Genomic DNA, 21,437 nt, shown 5'->3' on the forward strand with positions numbered 1-21,437 from the left:
GGTTGCAGCATTTTTAAAAAGAACTGTAATTGCCCTAAAGTGTATTACAAGTCATATCCATCCCAAAACAAATAACATTTAACACCGCGATTTAGCATGTGCTTTTTTTGCTGTATTTAAAATGTTACCATGTTTTTAACACACCTTAACAAACCTTTCAGCAATCCCTTAGTCTGATAGCATAGTTTTGTATTAATTATATTCAAATTTTGATGAAAATTTACGTTCGAAGAGCAATATTTCTTGTTCTTGTTTTTTGTGGATACTATGCTCAGGCGCAAAATGGCGGAGCGATTAACGGTAGGGTTATCAATGCTAAAGATAAAAAACCTGTAGACTATGCAACTATTGCAGTTAAAAGTTTAAAAGACTCGTCTATAGTAGCTTCTGGTCAATCAAATCCTGATGGTACTTTCTCTTTTAAAAACATACCTGCAGGTAATTATAGAGTTATAGCCGCATTTTTAGGTTTAAAAACCACTAATAAAAATATTACTGTAGCAAAAGCAGCAGTAAATGTTGGCGATATTGCAATGGATGATGATGGTTTAAATCTTAACGATGTAAACGTTACGGCTCAGGTTCCAACTGTAGTTGTAAAGAAAGATACTTTAGAATACGATGCAAAATCTATCAAAGTGCGTGAAAACGCTGTGGTAGAAGATGTTTTGAAAAAACTTCCGGGTGTTGAGGTTGCAAAAGACGGTAGCATTAAAGCTGGTGGTGAAACTGTAACTAGAGTTAAGGTAGATGGAAAAGAGTTTTTCGGTAGCGACCCATTATTGGCTACTAAAAATCTTCCGGCAGATATGGTTGATAAAATCCAGGTAATTGACGAATTATCTGAGCAGGCACAATTTACAGGTGTTGATGATGGTTCGAGAAGCAAAATCTTAAACATTACGACCAAAAGTGGAATGAAAAAAGGTTACTTTGGAAATAGCACTTTGGGTTATGGAACTAACGACCGTTATGATGCAAGTTTAAACGTAAATAAATTCGATAACGACCAACAGTTCAGTTTCATCGGGCAGTTTAACAACGTAAATAAACAAAACTTTGGTGGCGGCGGCGGTCAGGGAAATGGTTTCGGTGGCGGCGGCGGTGGTGGCCGTGGTTTTAATTTTGGCGGAGGTGGTAATTCGTCAGGTGGTGGCGGTATTACTACTACAAATGCTGCTGGTTTAAACTTCGGCGATACCTATAAAGACGGTACTCAGATTCAGGGTAGTTATTTCTTCAACAAATCTTCTGTATTTAATGAGCAAACAAGTAATACACAGACTTTATTGGGTAATTCTTCGCAGAACGTAAACAATTATTTAAACAGTAACAGCGATAGAACGAATCATAGATTTAATTTTATGATTGATACAAAATTAGATTCTACAACAAGTATCAAAATTCAACCAAATGTTGCTTACACAGAAAATAGTGGGTTAAGCCTTCAAAATTATAATAGAAATAATGTTATCGCTAGTGGAATCACAAATACGATAGGTAATCAGAATTTCACAACAGATAATTCAACACCGGTTATCAGCAATAATATCTTGGTTCGTAAAAAGTTTAAACGCAGAGGACGAACTTTATCATTAAACATCAATACAGCAATTAACGATAGCGATTCTGATAACATCAACTATATCTTAGAAAACAGTACAGTTAACGGTAATACAACTCAAAAGCTAACAAATCAGCTTAACGATTTAAGTAGCCATAATATTACTAATACTACAAGAGTTGTTTATACAGAGCCATTATCTAAAACAACCAGTTTAGAATTGAATTATCAAAACGGTATTAATAACAGTACATCTGACAGAAACATTTTTAATTTTAATACGTTTACGGGCAATTTCGATTTAGTTGATAATACGTATTCAAATCATTACGAAAATCAAACGTTAACAAATGCAGCAGGTGTAAGTTATACTGTAACACAGAAAAAATATAACTGGAATATTGGTGTTGCCGGACAACAAACTAACAGAGAGAATACCAACTTAACAACTGGTGTGGTTTTTACTCAAAACTTTATTAATCTTACACCATCAGCACAGTTTAGGTATAATTTCAGTAACAGTAAAAGATTATTTATTAACTATAGAGGAACAACTGCTCAGCCAACAATTGATCAGATTCAGCCTATTCCGGATAATACCAATACGCAATCGGTTATTTTAGGTAATCCTGATTTAAAGCCTGCATTTAACAATACTTTAAGTGTTCGATATAACAATTTCGCTTTCGCTAAAATGCGCTTCTTCGCAGTGTTTTTAAACTTAACACAAACGTTTAATGCTTTTGCTTCAAGCCAATCGGTTATTACAAATCCTGCAGATATTAATTATGGTAAAATTGCTTCAACTTATATCAATGTTGATGGAAACTATAGCGGTAATGCAAACGTTGTATTAGGTCAACCAATTCTTCCAAACAATAAGTTAAACTTAAATGCAACGTTAAGTGGTAATTATTCCAAAGGAACAAACATTACAAGCGGAATAGAGAATATTACCAATAACTGGAGTTTAAATAACAATTACAGATTTGTAACCAATTTAGATAAGCTTGATTTAACGGCAGGCATTGGAGGTACAGTTACAAGAGCAACGTATTCTGCAACTCCGAATTCTAATACAAGGTTCTTTACTTTAAATCCAAGTTTTGATGTTTCTTATCTTTTTCCTGGAAATATCCGTTTAGCGGTTGATTTAGATTACATGAAAAACACGGGTAGAGGAGAAGGTTTTAATACTGATTTTACTTTGGTTAATGCTTACATCAGCCGCCAGTTTTTCAAAAACCGTGGTACATTTAAAGTTGCTGTAAATGATGCTTTAAACCAAAATCAAGGTATTAGTCGTACTGCAACAGCAAATACAATTACCGATTTAAACTATAATGTATTAAAACGTTATTACATGTTCTCATTTACGTATTCGCTAACCCGAATTGGTGGCAGAAACATTGGTAATGATGTGCAAATGCCAGGAGTTGGCGGTGGTGCACCACGCATGAGATTTTAATATTTAATCCGACATTTATAGAGGCCTATCGTTTTTTAAGCGATAGGCTTTTTTTGTATTCCATTTGTTACTTCTTGCAAAACAAACCTTTTGGTAGGTTGGTAGTCTCTAAAATATAGCTACTCGTTAACCAAATGAAAATATTTTTTACCTGCCTTTTACTTTTTTTATGTCTATCTACGTTTGCTCAGCAAAAAACCGGAACTGTAAGTGGTCGGGTTGTTCAATCTAAAGACAAAAAACCATTAGATTATGCCTCAATCGTAATTAAAAACCTTAAAGATTCTAGTACTGTTGCTTCTGGTACAACAAGTGCCGATGGTAAATTCGCTTTTAAAAATCTTCAGCCAGGTAATTATAAAGTCTACGCTGCTTTTATCGGACTTAAAAATAATAATAAAGATTTTACCATTACTGCTGACAGAAGTGATGTTGCCTTGGGTGACCTTATTTTAGATGGTAGTGCCATTGATTTGCAAACGGTAGAAATTAAAGCCGAAGTACCACCAATCGTAGTTAAAAAGGATACATTAGAATTTAATGCAAGCTCTTTTAAAACTGTAGAAAACGCAGTAGTTGAAGATTTGCTAAAAAAACTTCCTGGTGTTGAAGTAGATAAAGCTGGTGCAGTAAAAGCACAGGGCGAAACCATTACAAAAGTTATGGTTGATGGAAAGGAATTTTTTGGCAACGATCCGTTGCTGGCTACAAAAAATCTTCCGGCAGATATGGTTGATAAAATACAGATTATTGATCAACTATCCGATCAGGCTCAGTTTACCGGCGTTGATGATGGAACCCGGACGAAGATTATAAACATCACGACCAGAAAAAATAAGAAAAATGGTTATTTCGGAAACACTAGTATTGGGTACGGTTCGGATTATAGATACGACGCAAATGCAAATATCAATCGTTTTAACCAAGACCAACAGATGAGTTTGATAGCTCAATTCAATAATGTAAACAAGCAGAATTTTGGCGGTGGTTTGGGCGGTAACGGTGGCGCAGGTGGTAGAGGAACAGGTATTACCACTACAAATGCAATGGGTTTCAATTTTGCCGATACTTATTCCGATCAAACCCAAATTAATGCAAGTTACTTTTTCAATAAAACCGAAAATCTCGTTCTTCGGAATAGCGTAACACAAAATCTTTTAGGTGATATAACCACTATTTTTAACAACAACCAGAACAATACGTCAAATCGATTAAATCATCGGTTAAATTTTATGGTTGATACTAAAATAGACTCTTTAACCTCGTTGAGAATCCAACCTACGATTAGCTACACGAATAATGAAAGCTCAAATAATAGCACTTACACACGAGATTACAGTACTTACACTACCAATGGAACGCAGTCTTTAAATAATAAAAATACTTCCCCATCCATTAATAATAATATTTTATTGAGGAGAAAATTTAAGCGTAGAGGTAGAACGCTTTCTTTAAACTTAAATACAAGCATTAATAATAACGATGCTGATAACTACAACAACATTGTTGATAATACAACTAATGCAGGCGTAACCACCCAAAAAATTACCAATCAGCTTAACGATCAAACAACTGAATCTATCAATCAGAACACAAGGGTTGTTTACACCGAACCAATATCTAAAACATTAAATCTGGAGTTGAACTATCAGAATAGCTATAACCACAATACATCTGATAGATTTACTTATAATTTTAATCCGGCAACATTACAATACGATATTTTAGATTTAACCTATAGTAATTCTTACGAGAATACGATTTTAACCAATACGGCAGGTTTCAGCTTTAACGGCAATGGTAAAAAGTACAACTGGAATTTGGGCATGGCGGTGCAAAATACAGATAGAACCAATGATAATTTAACTCAAGGTTTTACATTAAAGCAAAATGTATTTAATTATACACCATCGGCAATGTATCGCTATAACTTTAGCAACAGCAAACGTTTGGTAATTAATTATAGAGGTTCAACAAATCAGCCAACCATTCAACAATTACAGCCAATTCCGAATAATACAAATACGCAAAGTATTCCTGTTGGTAACCCCGATTTAAAACCTGAGTTTAATAATAATCTCCGCATAGCCTACAACACATTTACGGTTGGTAAAAATAGGTCGCTTTTTGTTAATTTGAATCTAACGCAAACCTTAAACAGAATTGCGAACAGCAGCAGTTTAATTCAAAGCGGTATTGACCAAGGTAAACTTGCTATCTTGCCTGTTAACGTAAATGGAACTTATTCTGGTAGTATTTCATCATCTTTAGGTTTGCCATTTTTACCGGAGAACAAATTGAATTTTCACATTAATATTGGTGGGAACTATGATCGGGATGTAAACTTCACCAATTCACTAAAAAATATTACGAACAGTTGGGGAATAACTAATGGATACCGCTTGGTTTCTAATTTAGATAAACTGGATTTAACAGCGGGTATAAATGGTTCTGTTAATAGAGCAACATATTCAGTGCAGCCAAACTCAAATACAAGGTTTTATACTTTTAGTCCGAATGTAAGTGTGAGTTACCTTTTCCCTGGCGATATCCGCTGGAACATCGATGCGGACTACAATCAGAACACGGGTAGAGGAGAAGGTTTTGATACGCATTTCACTTTGATAAACTCTTACATAAGCAAGCTTATGTTCAAAAACAGAGGTACGCTTAAGGCTGCGGTAAATGATTTGTTAAACCAAAATCAAGGCATAACCAGAACAGCTAATAACAATACCATCCAGGATGTTAGCTACAATGTTTTAAAACGCTATTTTATGTTTTCTTTTACTTATGCACTTAATCGCATGGGCGGAAAAAATATGAATATGATGCGTGATCAGAGAAACGGTGGAGGTAATCGTGGTGGTTCTGGAGGGCGTAGAAATTAATCAGAATATCGTCACGGATTAATTTAAAGCACACGATTGTTACGGTCTTATTTGGAATAAATCTAAAGAAAGGCTAAATTGCGACCAATTAGCAATGAAGCTGTCAGTTAATATCTGGCAAACAAATAACAACAGATTCAAATGAAACTTTCACAATTAAAAGTCGGTGAAAAAGGTACTATTACATCATTTACAGATTTAGATCTTTCTGTAAAATTAATGGAAATGGGCTGTTTGCCTGGCGAAGTTGTCGAAGTTGAACGCTTTGCTCCGCTAGGAGATCCGATGGCGATTCGCGTTGCTGGTTATCAGCTTTGCTTACGTAAGAGCGAGGCCGATGTCATTATCATTCAATAAAATAAGCTGGTTTGGATATTAAAGTTGCGTTAGTTGGTAATCCCAATACAGGTAAATCTACACTATTTAACCGTTTAACAGGGTTAAATCAAAAAATTGGAAATTTTCCGGGTATAACTGTCGATAAAAAGACAGGTTACACAAAACTTGGAAATGGGAGCGAAGCAGAAATAATCGATTTGCCCGGAACCTACAGTTTATATCCAAAAAGTGCAGATGAAAGTATTGTTTTTCAGGTATTAGCCGATAAAACCAACAAAGCATTTCCTGATGTTGTTGTTTTGATAGCAGATGCTTCTAACCTAAAGCGAAATTTACTGTTGTATTCTCAGGTTGCTGATTTAGGAATACCAATGATTCTGGCTTTAAACATGATAGATTTATCTGAGAAGCAAGGCATCGATATCGATTTGAATAAGCTTTCGCAAAAACTAGGTGTTCAGGTGGTTTCAATTTCTGCCCGTAATAATATTGGAATTGATAAATTAAAGCAGGCAATTGCAAACACCAATAAAGTTGCAACACAGCTTCAGGATGTTGATGTTAATATTTTGGCTCCAGAGGCAATCAATGCAATAAAATCAAAGCTTAATTCTGATAACGATTACTACGCTTTGCAGGTTTTGCATCAGCATGAATATTTAAAGTTTTTTACGGAGCAAGAACAAGAAGAAATTGAGCAAATTGAAGTATCACATCAATTCGAATCTTCGAAAGTTCAGGCAGCAGAAACCATTGCCCGCTACAAACACTTAAACACCTTGCTTGCTGGTGTTGTTACCGATAATGGAATTGCTAAGAAATATACTTTTAGCGATAAACTCGATTCAATTTTAACCCATAAAATCTGGGGTTTTGGAATCTTCCTTTTAATCCTTTTTGTAATTTTCAATGCAATCTTTGCCTGGTCATCATACCCAATGGATTTAATTGAAGGTGCATTTGGAGCAATTACCGAGCTAGGTCACGAATACCTTCCCGCAGGAATGTTAACTGATTTACTATTAGATGGTGTTGTTGCAGGTTTAGGTGGAATCTTTGTTTTTATACCACAAATTGCTATCCTATTCGCTTTCATTTCTATTTTAGAAGATACAGGTTACATGGCAAGAGTTACCTTTATGATGGATAAAGTAATGAGCAAAGTTGGCTTAAATGGTAAGTCTGTTGTACCAATGATTGGCAGTTTAGCCTGCGCTGTTCCTTCCATTATGGCGGCCAGAAATATCGAAAACTGGAAAGATAGGATGATAACCATTATGGTAACGCCCTTAATTAGTTGCTCTGCAAGGCTACCGGTTTATATTTTAATCATATCCTTAATCATTCCTGCCAAAACCGTTTTAGGCGTTTTCAGCCTGCAAGGTTTAGCATTAATGGTAATGTATCTTGTTGGTTTGGTTGCTGCGGTACTTGTTGCCTGGGTAATGAAGTTCATCATCAAAACCAAAGAAAGAGCATATTTCATCATGGAACTGCCCATTTACCGCATGCCTCGATGGAAAAACGTACTGTTTACCATGTATGAGAAATCCAAAACCTTTGTTTTCGAAGCGGGTAAGGTCATCATTGCAATTTCAATAATTCTATGGGTTTTGGCATCTTTCGGACCAGGAAATCGTTTTGAGGAAATCGAAAATAAATATCAATCTGCATTAAGCGATACCACAAAAAATACAGCACATATCGAAACGCTAATTGCTACAGAAAAACTAGAAAACTCTTACGTTGGTATTTTGGGTCATTGGATAGAGCCTGCAATTCGTCCTTTAGGTTACGACTGGAAAATTGGAATTGGCTTAATTACTTCTTTTGCTGCTCGTGAAGCATTCGTAGGCACAATGGCAACAATTTACAGTGTAGATGGTGGCGATGAAGATACCTCAACAATCAGAGAGCGCATGTCTGCATCCGTTAACAGTCGTACAGGCTTACCCGTATATTCGTTCGCAACAGGTATATCACTTATGTTATTTTATGCATTCGCCATGCAGTGCATGAGTACCGTAGCAATCGTGTACCGCGAAACCAAAGGCTGGAAATGGCCAGTAATACAGTTGGCTTACATGACGGCTATGGCGTATTTTGCAGCTTTGATTGCTTATCAATTATTAAAATAATTTTTTTGAAGAGCAAGGCTCTTGCTGCTATCAAAGTCTGTTCCCGATTTCCGTTTTACTCCTCCACAGCAGAAAAAGCTGTGGCTCCGTGTTCACTACAATCGGGTCTAAATAGATACTGTTCTGCAAATATTAAATTCAAGCGCCTAAATTTGAAGGTGCGCTATTTTCGCTATAAACGCTCAACGCTACACTTTAAACTTTCTACTTTAAGCTTTAGTCTTTCAACTCTACACTTTCAACTTTAATCTTTCCACTTAAAACGTACAACCTATAACTTAAAACTATTACCCCAGCTCAATCTGTCTTTTAATACTTTCTTCCAGCGAAATTAAAGTTTCTGTGCGTTGTATGCCATTTACAGCTTGTATCTCCTCATTTAAAACATGACGCAAATGGTTGGTATCTCTGCAAATAATTTTAGCGAACATACTATAAGAACCAGTCGTGTAATGTAATTCTACTACTTCTTTAATTTTGCTTAATTGCGCAACAGCATCCTTGTATTGAATTCCCTTTTCTAAATAGATACCAAGAAAGGCGCAAATATCATATCCTGCCTTCTGCGGGTCGATAATTAAATGAGAACCTTTTATAATGCCCATTTCCTGCAATTTCTTCATTCTAACGTGAATTGTACCACCAGAAACAATCAGGTCTTTTGCAATTTCAGTATATGGTTTGGTGGCATCCTGCATTAATTGTTTTAAAATATCAATGTCTAGGTTGTCAATTTCTAAATTGGAATTGTCTTTTTTAAGCATATTTTCTGATTTTGATAAGCAAATTTAAATAAAATTATCAATATTATAAAAATAAAATTAAATGATTAAAATATTTGCAAGGTATTAGATGTTCCTTTACATTTGTATTAAGCAAATAACAAAAAGGAACGTTCTTTAACAATTTGTTTAACATACTGTAGGGTGGTGAAACAGGCAGACACACCTCCTTGTCTCGGTGGCGGAGAATAATGGGAAAACCAGCAATGGCTAACCACTCCTTGAAGGTTCGATTCCTTCCCCTACAGCACTGAAGTTGTAAGTGATAGGTTTTAGGTTATAAGTTTGGAGACTTAACTTATTACTCAAAACGTGAAACGTATAACTTGAGTAATAATGTTGGGTGGTGAAATTGGCAGACACGCCTCCTTGTCTCGGTGGTGGGGAATAATGGGACAAACGCAGTTTATTGGGTTGACCACAATTAATTTTTTGAACTGTAGCTAACTACCCCTTGAAGGTTCGACTCCTTCCCCAACAGCATTTTTTATGAATAATAAGTTAGTTAATCGAGCAATCCCGGATGGGTTGCTCTTTTTCTTTTAAAGGGATTATGAAATAAAATGTCTGTAAAACAAAAGAGGAGCAGCGCAAGTCTATTTCCGCAGTTTTCTGAACGTTAGCCTAGAGTGTTGCTTGGATCATTTTTTTACTATTGGTAATACATAATAGACATATTCTTTATTGAGACATAAAAGAAAAGTGTGTGGGTGGCCACCACCGGGTCTGTCTTGTAGCTTGGCGTGGTTTATATCGCATTCAAACCCAGGCCATGATTGCGCTTGCTCTAATCCACCGTCAGGTTTTATACCGCCGGCGAATTTAGAAAATTGCCATAAATACCCAGTAATTCCGTTCCAAAACGTTTCAATGAAATTACATCTCAAAGTTATATAAAAGATTAGTCGAACGAATCGTACATTTCTGCTCTATTTTTTCTACCTATTTTCTTGAAAATAAAGCGTTTGATAGGCACCAAAAAATCTAATTTATCTTTAATGATGTGGACGCTTCCCCAATGCGCACGTTTGAATAAATTCTCCTGACTTTCCATCACTTCAATACTTGTGTTTTTATTATCTGGATTAATTCTTATCATGCCAAATCCACCCCACATTTCTCTATAGGTGTCATTGTGCCAATAGGAGCCTGTGATATAATCTAGCTCTACATATTCTACTGCGGGATAATTACTATAATTAACAGTTCTAATTCCTTTTCTGCATCCAGGATTGAAACTGTCATGTAAAATTATAGTAATTGGATTTTTATGTGGATAAGTTAAGATAGCTTCAATATCACGCTTTACACCTTTATAGGTATGATCTCCATCTACTAATATGAATTCTAATTTTTTGTTTTCCTTTTCAATCTTTGCAAACAATTCATGTAAAATTAAATGCCCATCTGCAATAATGTAATTCACTAGAGGAAATTTCTTTTCCAAGAACTTTTTAGGTGCTTGACTAATATCTATAGAATAGACATCTTCAGAAAATTGCTGTATAACTTGTAAGCTGCCTCCTTTATAAGTTCCAATTTCAATACTTACTTCAGGTTGAAGGGTTTGTAAAGTATTAATTAGGCAATACTTTTCTGCTCTAGACATTTGCCATTCTTAATCAGGATCTGGAATAAATGAACTATGAAAAGGTACTCCTATATTAGATTTCATAAATTTAAGGTGATTGAGGGGTAAAGGTTAGAATTCTAATAATTCTTTGTATTATTTTGAACTAAATATTCGAAGCATTGGTTAATCAAGCCGGGTATCATTTAATCCCTAACTCGTTGAAGTTATTTAGTTTCTTCCAATCTTCCTAATGAGGTTTTAATTTTTACAGTCCTCCACAAGTTTTGGTATTGATCCGTCTGTTCCTCTTTTAGTATCGTTTATGTAAAGATTGATTAAACTGTCATTACATCTTTTTCTTTAGCTTCTGCGTGCTTATCTACTTTAATAATATAAGCATCAGTTAATTTTTGCACTTCTCCTTCTCCGGTTTTAATTTCATCATCAGAAACTCCATCACCTTTTAGCTTTTGGATTTTGGTATTGGCATCTTTACGAATATTACGAACTGTAATTCTTCCACGTTCTGCTTCTTCTTTAACCTTTTTAACTAAATCTTTTCTACGCTCTTCTGTAAGTGGTGGTACAACTAAACGGATAACAATACCATCGTTTTGAGGATTGATACCAATATTTGCAACCTGAATTGCTTTTTCAATAGCAGTTAAAAGTGATTTCTCCCAAGGCTGAATAACAATTGTTCTAGCATCGGGTGTATTAATGCTTGCTACCTGAGCTAAAGCAGTTTGAGCACCATAATAGTCAACAAAAATACCATCAAGCATTCCTGCTGATGCTTTACCAGCTCTAATTTTAGTTAATTCTGATTCACAATGATCGATTGCTTTATCCATAGAGGATTGAGCATCCATTAATTGCAATTGTATGAGTTCGTTCATAATGTGTGTATTTCTACAAAAATAATAAATTTTTAAATGGTTATTTTACCAAAGTACCAATTGGCTCACCATTAGCAATTTTCATAAAATTGCCATGTTTATTCATATCAAACACAATAATCGGAACTTGGTTTTCTTCGCATAATGTAAATGCGGTCATATCCATTACGTTTAATCCTTTGGCGTAAACTTCTTTAAAAGTAATTTCTTCGTATTTAGTTGCTAACGGATCTTTTTCAGGATCTGCAGTGTAAATACCATCTACACGTGTTCCTTTTAATACTGCATCAGCTTTAATTTCGATTGCTCTTAATGCAGCTGCAGAATCTGTTGTGAAATATGGATTTCCCGTTCCTGCACCGAAAATTACTACACGTCCTTTTTCTAAGTGACGAACAGCTCTTCTACGGATAAATGGTTCGCAGATTTGCTCCATTTTAATTGCGGTAAGCAAACGGGTTTTCAAGCCTACTTTTTCTAGTGCATCTTGCAAAGCCATTGAGTTGATAACGGTTGCCAACATACCCATGTAATCAGCCTGAGCTCTGTCCATGCCGCTTTTTTCAGCACTTAAGCCTCTAAAAATATTTCCGCCACCTATTACGATTGCTATTTCTAATCCTTTATCGTGTACTGCTTTAATGTCTTCAGCATATTGTTTAACACGCTCATTATCAATACCGTATTGTTTCTCGCCCATTAGCGATTCGCCGCTAAGCTTTAGTAGGATGCGTTTGTACTTCATGACCTCAAAAATATTAACATTTTTTTAATACTTGGCTATGCTTTTTCAGAATTGATGTAAATATTTAGATTGAAATTTTTTCGCCCTTAAATATTACTTCTTTCAAGTTTAAGTTTTCATCTAAAACCAGTAAGTCGGCAGATTTATTAATGGCAATTTCTCCGGTTAACTTTTCGATGCCGATTAACCTGGCCGGATATTTTGTAGCCATATTAATTGCTTCCAATAATGAAATGGCGCAATGCTCAATGCAGTTTTTGACAGCCTGCAACATGGTTAAAGATGAGCCCGAAAGCGTACCATCGGGCATTACAAATTTATCGCCACTTTTAACATGTTGGTATGGGCCGTTATTACATTCCGTTACAGCATCTGTTATCAGGAACAATCTTTCTTGTAATAATTTTTTCGCAAATTTTACCACTTCAAAATCTACATGTCGCCCATCAACAATAATGCTCGCCGCTGCTTTATGATGATTAAATATAGCGGTAGGTATGCCGGGTTCACGGTGATGTATCGGACTCATGGCATTGAAAAGATGTGTGGTAGTTTGAATCCCTTTGTTATATGCATTTGTTGCTTCTTCGTAAGTTGCATTGCTATGGCCTAACGATACCACAACACCATTATCTAGCAAATATGAAATTACTTCATCGTCCTGCAACTCGGGTGCGATGGTCATCATTTTAATTACACCATCTCCAAAATCCAGTAAGGCTTTAATTTCATCAAGAGATGCTTTGCGAACAAACTCCGGAACATGAGCGCCTAATCTTTTTGGGTTTAAAAACGGACCTTCTAAGTGCAAACCTAAACAGTTTTTTGCTGTAGAGCGATGTTCTTTAGCTGCTTTTATACATTCATTAAAAACTTCTGGTGTATTCGTAGCCATGCAAGCCAAAAAACCAGTTGTACCTTTTTTTAACAAATCATCTTCTATAATGGTTAAAGATTCTACTGTTGGAGCAGCTGAGAATAATCTGCCACCAGCGCCATAGATTTGTAAATCGATAAAACTCGGAACAACCAATTGGTCAATTGTATTTTCAGATTCTGAATCTTTTATTGATCTGATTTTACCATTTTGAATATTTATACTTTTTCTTTCTTGTAAAGTGTCGTTCTGGTAAAATTTTGTATGGGGTAGGTTTAGCATAGATCTTTTTTTTAAAATGGCTAATTTACTAAGTTGGCATCGGATTTTGGGTGTTTATGCAGAAACTGTATTCATAAACCCGATAGCGTGGAAATACTTTTTGTTGCACTGTCATAATAGATTGCCGCGTTGTTCCTCCTCGCAATGACGATGTAGGGAAGCAAGATGAAGCCAAAAAGATTGAAACAATAGCGGGGCTGCAGTTTCCGAAGCACTATATACCTTTCGTTTTCTAAAAAATAATAAGCGTAAAAAAACCGCCCTGATATACATCGGGCGGTTTTCTATAATTTTATTAGTGCTTATGCTCCTAATTGTACGCGTTTGAAAGCTGTTACTGTTAATCCTTTAGCTGTGTTGTCTAAGAATTTACGAACATCCATAGAACCGTCTTTAACAAACTCTTGGTTTAATAAAGTGCTGTCTTTGTAGAATTTATTCAATTTACCAGCAGCAATTTTCTCAACCATTTCTTCTGGTTTACCTTCTTGACGGATTACGTCTTTAGCAATTTCGATTTCACGCTCGATAGTAGCCGGATCAACACCGTCTTTATCAACAGCAACTGGGTTCATTGCAGCAATTTGCATTGCAACATCTTTACCAGCATCAGTAATATCTGCGCCATTAGCACCTTGGAATACTACTAAAACACCCATTTTACCATTAGAGTGGATATAAGAAACGATTTTCTCACCAGAGATATTTGCATACTCCTGGATAACGATTTTCTCGCCAATTTTACCAGTTAACTCAGTAATAGTTTCGGCAACTGTACGTCCATCTTCTAAAGTAATTGCTGATAATTCTTCAGTAGTAGCAGGATTGTTAGCAACTGCAGCAGCTAAAACAGCTTGAGCAAGGTTACGGAAATCTTCAACTTTAGAAACTGGCTCAGTTTCGCAAGCTAAAGCAACTAATTTGCCATTTGTACCATCAGCTGAAACAGCGATAGATACTAAACCTTCAGAAGTAGCATTGCCAGAACGAGCGGCAGATACTTTTTGACCTTTTTTACGCAATAAATCAACAGCAGCTTCGAAATCGCCATTAGCTTCTACTAAAGCTTTTTTGCAATCCATCATACCAGCGCCAGTTTGTTGGCGTAGTTTATTTACATCTGCGGCAGTAATTTGTACTGTAGACATTTTATTTCCTTTTTTAAAATTTACAATCTTGTTTATAACAATTACAGGTTACAAGTTACAAGCGCTAAGTTAAACTCATGTTAAGCCAACTTAAAACCTGAAACCAGTAACCTGCAATTAAAAAATATTACTATTCTTCTGTTTTAGTTTCTTCTGATGAAGATGCTTCAACTTCTGCTTCAGCAGTTTTTTTACGTCTTGGTTCTTTAACCTCTGGCGCATCAGCTGCAGCTTTAGCCGCTACTGCTTCTTTTTCTGCTTCATCATCTTTTTCGCGTTTACGCTCATCTAAACCTTCTTCAATCGCTTTGATAATTACATCAGTAATTAAAGAGATAGATTTTGTAGCATCATCATTCGCCGGGATAGGGAAATCGATGTTTGAAGGATCAGAGTTTGTATCAACCATCGCAAAAGTTGGGATGTTTAATTTTAACGCTTCAGTTACTGCGATGTGCTCTTTCTTAACATCAATTAAGAATAAAGCTGCAGGTAAACGGTTTAAATCAGCAATACCACCTAGAAGTGATTCTAATTTAATACGCTCACGCTGAATCATCAAACGCTCTTTTTTAGATAAGATAGCATAAGTACCGTCTTTAGTCATTTTATCGATGTTAGACATCTTTTTGATTGACTTACGAACTGTAGCAAAGTTAGTTAACATACCACCTAACCAACGCTCGGTTACGAAAGGCATGTTCACTTTTTTAGCTTGCTCAGCTACGATTCCTTTTGCTTGTTTTTTTGTTGAAACAAATAATACTTTACGTCCTGATTTTACGATTTGTTTAATCGCAGCCGCAGCTTCTTCAGTTTTAGTTAAAGTTTTATTTAAATCTATAATGTGAATTCCATTACGCTCCATGAAAATGTAAGGAGCCATTTTTGGATTCCATTTACGGGTAAGGTGACCAAAGTGTACACCTGCATCCAATAAGTCTTGATAAGTTGTTCTTGCCATTGTTCTTGCCTCCTGTGATTAACGTTTACTGAATTGGAATTTCTTACGAGCTTTAGCACGTCCTGGTTTCTTACGCTCAACCATACGCATATCACGCGTCATTAGGCCTTTAGCACGTAATGCAGGTTTTTTCTCCGCATCAAGTTCAACAATCGCTTTAGCAATAGCTAAACGAACAGCTTCTGCTTGTCCTTTTACTCCACCACCTTGTACGTTTACAGTGATATCATAACGACCAGTAAGCTCAGAAACTTCTAAACTTTGGTTTACGATATATTGCAAAGGTAAAGTTGGGAAATATACTTTGTGATCTTTACCGTTAACGGTAATTGCTCCAGCACCATCTTTTAAGTAGATACGTGCAACAGCTGTTTTTCTTCTTCCTGAAGTGTTAGTAACTGACATTTCTTAAAGTTTAATGGTTTTTGGAGATTGAGCTGCATGAGGGTGAGTTTCACCTGCATACACAAAAAGATTGGTGTAAAGTTTTTTACCCAATTTAGTTTTCGGTAACATACCACGTACCGCTTTCTCGATTACACGTTGAGGGTGTTTCGCCATTAACTCCTTAGGAGAAATAAAACGTTGACCACCTGGATAACCAGTGTAAGAAACATATTGCTTTTCGCTGAATTTGTTTCCTGTCAATTTAACCTTGTCTGCATTGATAACAATAACGTTATCTCCGCAATCTACGTGTGGGGTGTATTCTGGCTTGTTTTTACCACGGATGATCATTGCGATCTTCGATGACAAGCGCCCCAAAATCTCGCCTTGTGCATCAACAACAATCCACTGTTTGTTAACAGTTTTCGCATTGGCAGAGACAGTTTTGTAACTTAACGTATTCACTTGCTTGTATTTAATTTATTAAACAATTATTTATTCCCATTAAAATTGGGACTGCAAAGATAGGTAGAAAACTTTTATTATCAAATAGTTGAAGAGAAAAAAATCTTAATTTTCGTCATTCGTTTTATGTTAAAGCGTTTGAGGGGAATTCCCCTCTTTTAGTGGGCTGCCTGCAAGACGGGGTTTTCTTAAATGATTTGTAAAGCAATTACAGTAATTCTTTGGTTAACTCCGGCCGGGCTTTCCGCTAAATCTTTTTGGCCCTGAAGAAAACTTACGAAGTCTAATGACATGGTGCTTATTAGACTTCGTAAGTTTAACCAAGCAGCCAAAAAGGATATCGCTACAATCCCGTTTAAAATACTTTGGCTTGTTGAGCTATTATAGGCTGGACAGAAAGCCTACAAATCATCAGGCTTAAATCCAATTCTTTTTCTTGGCTGGTTTTCTTTATCAATTAGCTTATCTAAATAACTAAAAACCAATTCTATATTTTTATCATGATTTTGGAGATGCGTTTTAATGTCCGCAATTTCAAGTTTCAACTCTGTATGCTCACTCAGTAAATTTCTCAACCTTGTAAAAATTCTTACAATTTGAATGTTAACTTGAATCGCCTGTTGGCTGTTTAAAACGCTGGAAAGCATAAGGACCCCATGTTCTGTAAATGCATATGGAAGCTTTCTTCTTCCGCCCCAACTTGAAGTCGCAATTTGCGACTTCAAGTTTTTAAACTCACTTTCATTTAACTGAAACATAAAATCTTCAGGGAATCTATCTAAATTTCTACGGATTTGTTCGTTTAGTCTTTTCGTTTCAACACCATAAAGTTCTGCTAAATCGCTATCAAGCATCACTTTTTGCCCGCGAATCTCGTAAATCTTATTAAGTAAAATATTTTCAGGGATAATAGAGAGCGTTTGTTTAGCTGTAATATCATTATTGGATTTGAATTGAAGATACAAAAACAGATTTGATTCTTGAAGTCGCAATTTGCGACTTCAAACAATAAACTTTACCCATTGTTAAGTAGATATTCCTTAACCAACAAATTTGTTTATGCAGTACCTCGATAATATTTTCGGTTATCCAATTCCTTTATTTTTTAAAAATCTGATTATTGGTTTTTTAGCTATACTCCTAGGTGTTTTAATCAAATTCATCATTCATAAAACTTTTATTTTATTATCCAGATGGTGGGATTTCATCATTATCAAATCAACCATTAAACATTTAGGTAGACCAGTTGCAGTTTTTATTCCATTATTGCTTTTAAATTTCTCTTTAGATTTAATGGTTATGCCAACCACAATTCGTATTCCTTTAGATAAAGCGCTTGAAATATTTTTGACCATCACTTTCGCTTTAATTTTAGTCAGGTTGATAAATGTTTTGGAGGACTTTTTCTATTTGAAATACGACCTGAATAAAGAGAATAATTTAAAGGAACGTAAAATCAGAACGCAACTTCAGTTTGTACGAAAATTCATTGTTTCATTAATTATTTTAATAACTGCCGCCATAATCTTATTGAGTTTTGAAAGCATGCGCAAAATAGGAGCAGGCTTACTTACAGGCGTAGGAATTGGCGGAATAATAATTGGTTTTGCTGCCCAGAAATCACTTGGTAATTTATTAGCTGGTTTCCAGATTGCATTTACGCAGCCTATTCGTATTGATGATGTTTTAATTGTTGAAGGAGAATGGGGGAAAGTAGAAGAAATTACCTTAACCTATGTTGTGGTAAACATTTGGGACCAACGCCGTTTGATTCTTCCCATAACTTATTTCATAGAAAAACCCTTTCAAAACTGGACGCGAGTTTCTGCTGATTTATTGGGTACTGTTTTTCTCTACCTCGATTATACAATTCCAATTGAACCTTTGCGACAGGAAATGACTAGACTTTTAAATTCAAATCCCCTTTGGGATAAAAGAGTAAATGTTGTACAAGTTACAGATAGCACAAAGGATGGTTCGATTGAAGTGCGTTTCTTAATGAGTGCTTCAAACTCATCTCGTGCTTTTGATTTACGCTGTAATATCCGCGAAGCAATGATTGCTTTTATCCAAACGAATTACCCTGAAAGTTTACCTAAGAAAAGGTTGGAGTTTAGAGATAAGTTTGAGGGAATATAGGTTTGTCAGTCTGAGCTTGTCGAAGACCTTTTAAATACTTCGACAAGCTCAGTAGGACAACTTTGAGAATTATTTAAACATACCTTTCAGCTTTGCCAATTTCTCCTGTAAATCGCCATCAGCATCTTTTGGCTCATTTCGTGGTTTGAAGTTAGGCTTTTGGTTATTTGGCTTGAAATCCTGTTTCTGTTTTTGCTCTTTCGGCTTCTGACTTCTAACTTCCGACTTCGGACTAACTTCAGTCTTCATCGATAACGAAATCCTCTTACGAGCCGCATCAACTTCCATTACCGTAACCTCTACTTTTTGACGAACTTTAACCACTTCATTCGGATTTGCAACAAAACGGTTTGCTAACTGACTTGTATGAACCAAGCCATCTTGGTGAACGCCAATATCTACAAAAGCACCAAAATTAGTAATGTTCGTAACAATTCCAGGAAGCTTCATGCCGATTCTTAAATCAGCAATTTCATTTACGCCATCCGTAAAACTAAAAGCTTCGAATTGCTCACGTGGGTCGCGGCCAGGTTTTGCCAATTCTTTCAAAATATCGGTAAGCGTTGGTAAACCAATTTCTTCAGATACATATTGTTGAAGCTTAATTTGCTTTTGCAAAGTTGTATCTTTCATCAACGCAAAAACCGTTGTGCCTAAATCTTTCGCCATTTTATCAACCACAGCATAACGCTCAGGGTGAACGCCACTGGTATCCAAAACATTTTCAGCATTGCGAATCCTTAAGAAACCTGCAGCTTGTTCGTAAGCCTTATCGCCCAAACGAGGCACTTTTTTCAAGCTTTCGCGGTTTTTAAAAGCACCATTCGTGTTTCTGTAATCTACAATATTTTGCGCCAAAGTTGGCCCTAAGCCCGAAACATAAGCTAAAATTTGTTTCGAAGCGGTATTTAATTCCACACCAACAGCATTTACAGCACTAATTACGGTATCATCTAAACTTGCCTGTAATTTATTTTGGTCAACATCATGCTGGTATTGCCCAACGCCTATAGACTTAGGGTCGATTTTTACCAACTCTGCCAATGGGTCCATCAAACGGCGACCGATAGAAACTGCACCACGAACAGTAATATCTTGCGTTGGAAACTCTTCACGAGCCACATCTGATGCAGAATAAATTGAAGCACCACTTTCGTTAACCATCACAATGGTAACATTCGGTAAATTTAAAGCACGCACAAAAGATTCGGTTTCTCTTCCAGCTGTTCCATTGCCAATCGCAATGGCTTCAATATTATGTTTTTCGCAAAGTTGCTGAATGGCAAGCCCTGCATTTTTAACGTTTCCTTGTCCGGTATGTGGGTAAATGGCGGTGTTTTCTAATAACTGACCTTGTTTATCTAAACAAACTACTTTACAACCCGTACGGAAACCTGGGTCGATAGCCAATACATTCTTTTGTCCCATTGGTGCAGCCAATAACAATTGACGGGCATTTTCTGCGAAAACACGAATCGCTTCTTCATCCGCTTTTTGTTTGGTTAAAACACGCAGTTCGGTTTCCATCGCTGGTTCCAACAAACGTTTATAACCATCTTCCAAAGCTTGTTGAACTTGTTTCGATGCCGCATTATTTCCTAAAACGAATTGATTTTCTAAAATCGCTAAAGCATCTTCAGCAGGAGGCAAGGCATCTAAACGTAAAATCAATTCCTTTTCGCCACGGCGCATTGCTAAAACTCGGTGCGAAGCAGCTGTTTTTACAGGTTCATTCCACTCGAAATAATCTTTATACTTAATGCCCTCTTCTTCTTTTCCTTTAATCACTTCCGATTTAAAAGCGGCTTTTTCCTGAAAATAAGTACGCATTTTGGTTCGTGCTTCTGCATTTTCCGAAATCATTTCAGCAATAATATCTCGGGCTCCAGCCAAAGCTTCATCCAAAGTATTTACGCCTTTTTCGGTGTCAATAAATTTGTCAGCCAAAGCATCCAAATCAAAACTCTTTTGGTCGAAAATTTCTAAAGCCAATGGCTCCAAACCTTTTTCTTTAGCCATCGAAGCACGGGTTTTGCGTTTCGGTTTGTATGGCAAATAAATATCTTCTAAAAGCGAAATGGTTTCGGCTTCGTTAATTTGTTTTTCCAGCTCAGGCGTTAACTTTCCAAGCTCGGTCATCGATTTTAAAATCGCTTCACGGCGCTTATCTAAATCGCGTAGCTGCAAAACTCTGTCGCGTATTCCAGCTACCAGAACCTCGTCTAAACTTCCTGTTAATTCTTTACGGTAACGCGAAATAAATGGCACGGTTGCACCCTCATCTAATAAACTTATCGTGGCTGTTACTTGTTTTTCTGCAACTTTTAACTCGGCTGCAATTATTTTATGGTGAGTTAACATATTCAAAAAATTAATGTGGCAAAGCTAATCAGGATTTGCTGGATTTAAGGATCTTTAAGATGAAGTTTTCCACCAGAAATTGTGAGTAATTAATCGCTCCGCGTATTAGGATTTGAAAGATTAAATGATTTTAGGATTTATTTTTTTGGAAAGCAATGGCAGAAGCTTTTATTGTTGTTAGTCGGGCTTTACGCTAGATCTTTTAAATACAAACTGTCATTCTGAGGTACGAAGAATCTGTTTCATCGGTTGCAGATGCTTCGTGCCTCAGCATGACAGGGTGAACAAAGTTGCTGCTAGTTTAAAAGTATATCGCTTCAATCCCGTTTAGATTACCTAAGTTTTTGCTGCAATTTAAGGTTGCAAGATGCATATAAAACCATTCGTTTATGGAAAATCAAACTAATTACATCAT

At 36.1% G+C, this 21,437-nt stretch carries 16 protein-coding genes and 2 tRNA genes; 7 read left to right on the forward strand and 11 right to left on the reverse strand.

The genetic code is table 11. The features are described 5' to 3' along the window. Window positions 1-212 precede the first annotated feature (212 nt). From ACO05K_RS18745 to feoB, 4 genes are all read left to right on the forward strand, one after another. Window positions 213-3,032, forward strand: a complete 2,820-nt coding sequence (locus ACO05K_RS18745; RefSeq protein WP_421945936.1) for an outer membrane beta-barrel protein — start codon at window positions 213-215, stop codon at window positions 3,030-3,032. A gap of 134 nt (window positions 3,033-3,166) precedes the next feature. After that, window positions 3,167-5,923, forward strand: coding sequence for an outer membrane beta-barrel protein (locus tag ACO05K_RS18750; RefSeq protein ID WP_421945937.1), 2,757 nt, complete (start codon window positions 3,167-3,169; stop codon window positions 5,921-5,923). Window positions 5,924-6,064: 141 nt separating this feature from the next. Next, on the forward strand, window positions 6,065-6,280 hold the full coding sequence (locus ACO05K_RS18755) for a FeoA family protein (RefSeq protein WP_421945938.1): 216 nt from the start codon (window positions 6,065-6,067) through the stop codon (window positions 6,278-6,280). Between the two features lie 11 nt (window positions 6,281-6,291). Continuing rightward, on the forward strand, window positions 6,292-8,400 hold the full coding sequence (gene feoB, locus ACO05K_RS18760) for a ferrous iron transport protein B (RefSeq protein ID WP_421945939.1): 2,109 nt from the start codon (window positions 6,292-6,294) through the stop codon (window positions 8,398-8,400). Window positions 8,401-8,687: 287 nt separating this feature from the next. On the opposite strand, the gene ACO05K_RS18765 is transcribed toward feoB, so the two are convergent. Then, entirely contained in the window at window positions 8,688-9,164 is a 477-nt protein-coding gene (locus ACO05K_RS18765) for an Lrp/AsnC ligand binding domain-containing protein (protein ID WP_056848148.1), read from the reverse strand. A 156-nt stretch (window positions 9,165-9,320) separates the two neighbouring features. Here ACO05K_RS18765 and ACO05K_RS18770 point away from each other — a divergent pair. Continuing rightward, window positions 9,321-9,430: transfer RNA gene (locus ACO05K_RS18770), tRNA-Asp, on the forward strand. Between the two features lie 89 nt (window positions 9,431-9,519). Continuing rightward, window positions 9,520-9,663, forward strand: a tRNA-Asp gene (locus ACO05K_RS18775). A gap of 420 nt (window positions 9,664-10,083) precedes the next feature. On the opposite strand, the gene ACO05K_RS18780 is transcribed toward ACO05K_RS18775, so the two are convergent. The 9 genes from ACO05K_RS18780 to ACO05K_RS18820 all read right to left on the reverse strand — a co-directional run bounded on the left by ACO05K_RS18780 (window position 10,084) and on the right by ACO05K_RS18820 (window position 17,487). Continuing rightward, entirely contained in the window at window positions 10,084-10,791 is a 708-nt protein-coding gene (locus tag ACO05K_RS18780) for a class I SAM-dependent methyltransferase (protein WP_421945940.1), read from the reverse strand. A gap of 299 nt (window positions 10,792-11,090) precedes the next feature. Then, window positions 11,091-11,654, reverse strand: coding sequence for a ribosome recycling factor (frr, locus tag ACO05K_RS18785; RefSeq protein ID WP_421945941.1), 564 nt, complete (start codon window positions 11,652-11,654; stop codon window positions 11,091-11,093). A 40-nt stretch (window positions 11,655-11,694) separates the two neighbouring features. Beyond that, complete coding sequence (gene pyrH / locus ACO05K_RS18790; protein ID WP_421945942.1) at window positions 11,695-12,399, reverse strand: UMP kinase; 705 nt, start codon at window positions 12,397-12,399, stop codon at window positions 11,695-11,697. A gap of 64 nt (window positions 12,400-12,463) precedes the next feature. Further along, window positions 12,464-13,558, reverse strand: a complete 1,095-nt coding sequence (nagA, locus tag ACO05K_RS18795; protein WP_421945943.1) for an N-acetylglucosamine-6-phosphate deacetylase — start codon at window positions 13,556-13,558, stop codon at window positions 12,464-12,466. Between the two features lie 302 nt (window positions 13,559-13,860). Next, on the reverse strand, window positions 13,861-14,706 hold the full coding sequence (gene tsf, locus ACO05K_RS18800; RefSeq protein WP_421945944.1) for a translation elongation factor Ts: 846 nt from the start codon (window positions 14,704-14,706) through the stop codon (window positions 13,861-13,863). 130 nt (window positions 14,707-14,836) lie between these two features. Then, a complete protein-coding gene (gene rpsB / locus ACO05K_RS18805; protein WP_421945945.1) occupies window positions 14,837-15,670 on the reverse strand; it encodes a 30S ribosomal protein S2 in 834 nt (277 codons plus the stop codon). 18 nt (window positions 15,671-15,688) lie between these two features. Next, window positions 15,689-16,075 carry a 30S ribosomal protein S9 gene (rpsI, locus tag ACO05K_RS18810; RefSeq protein ID WP_055913282.1) on the reverse strand — a complete coding sequence of 129 codons (387 nt, stop codon included), beginning with the start codon at window positions 16,073-16,075 and terminating at the stop codon, window positions 15,689-15,691. A gap of 3 nt (window positions 16,076-16,078) precedes the next feature. Further along, complete coding sequence (gene rplM / locus ACO05K_RS18815; RefSeq protein WP_010602007.1) at window positions 16,079-16,522, reverse strand: 50S ribosomal protein L13; 444 nt, start codon at window positions 16,520-16,522, stop codon at window positions 16,079-16,081. Window positions 16,523-16,923: 401 nt separating this feature from the next. Beyond that, window positions 16,924-17,487: an ORF6N domain-containing protein gene (locus ACO05K_RS18820; protein WP_421945946.1), complete on the reverse strand. Its 564-nt coding sequence runs from the start codon at window positions 17,485-17,487 to the stop codon at window positions 16,924-16,926. 94 nt (window positions 17,488-17,581) lie between these two features. Between ACO05K_RS18820 and ACO05K_RS18825 the strand changes: the two genes are divergently transcribed. Next, window positions 17,582-18,661: a mechanosensitive ion channel family protein gene (locus ACO05K_RS18825; RefSeq protein ID WP_421945947.1), complete on the forward strand. Its 1,080-nt coding sequence runs from the start codon at window positions 17,582-17,584 to the stop codon at window positions 18,659-18,661. A gap of 69 nt (window positions 18,662-18,730) precedes the next feature. Here ACO05K_RS18825 and ACO05K_RS18830 read toward each other — a convergent pair whose 3' ends face one another. Continuing rightward, window positions 18,731-21,022 carry a Tex family protein gene (locus ACO05K_RS18830; protein ID WP_421945948.1) on the reverse strand — a complete coding sequence of 764 codons (2,292 nt, stop codon included), beginning with the start codon at window positions 21,020-21,022 and terminating at the stop codon, window positions 18,731-18,733. Between the last annotated feature and the right edge of the window lie 415 nt (window positions 21,023-21,437).

The sequence above is a fragment of the Pedobacter sp. genome, from assembly GCF_965227205.1.
GTDB lineage: Bacteria > Bacteroidota > Bacteroidia > Sphingobacteriales > Sphingobacteriaceae > Pedobacter.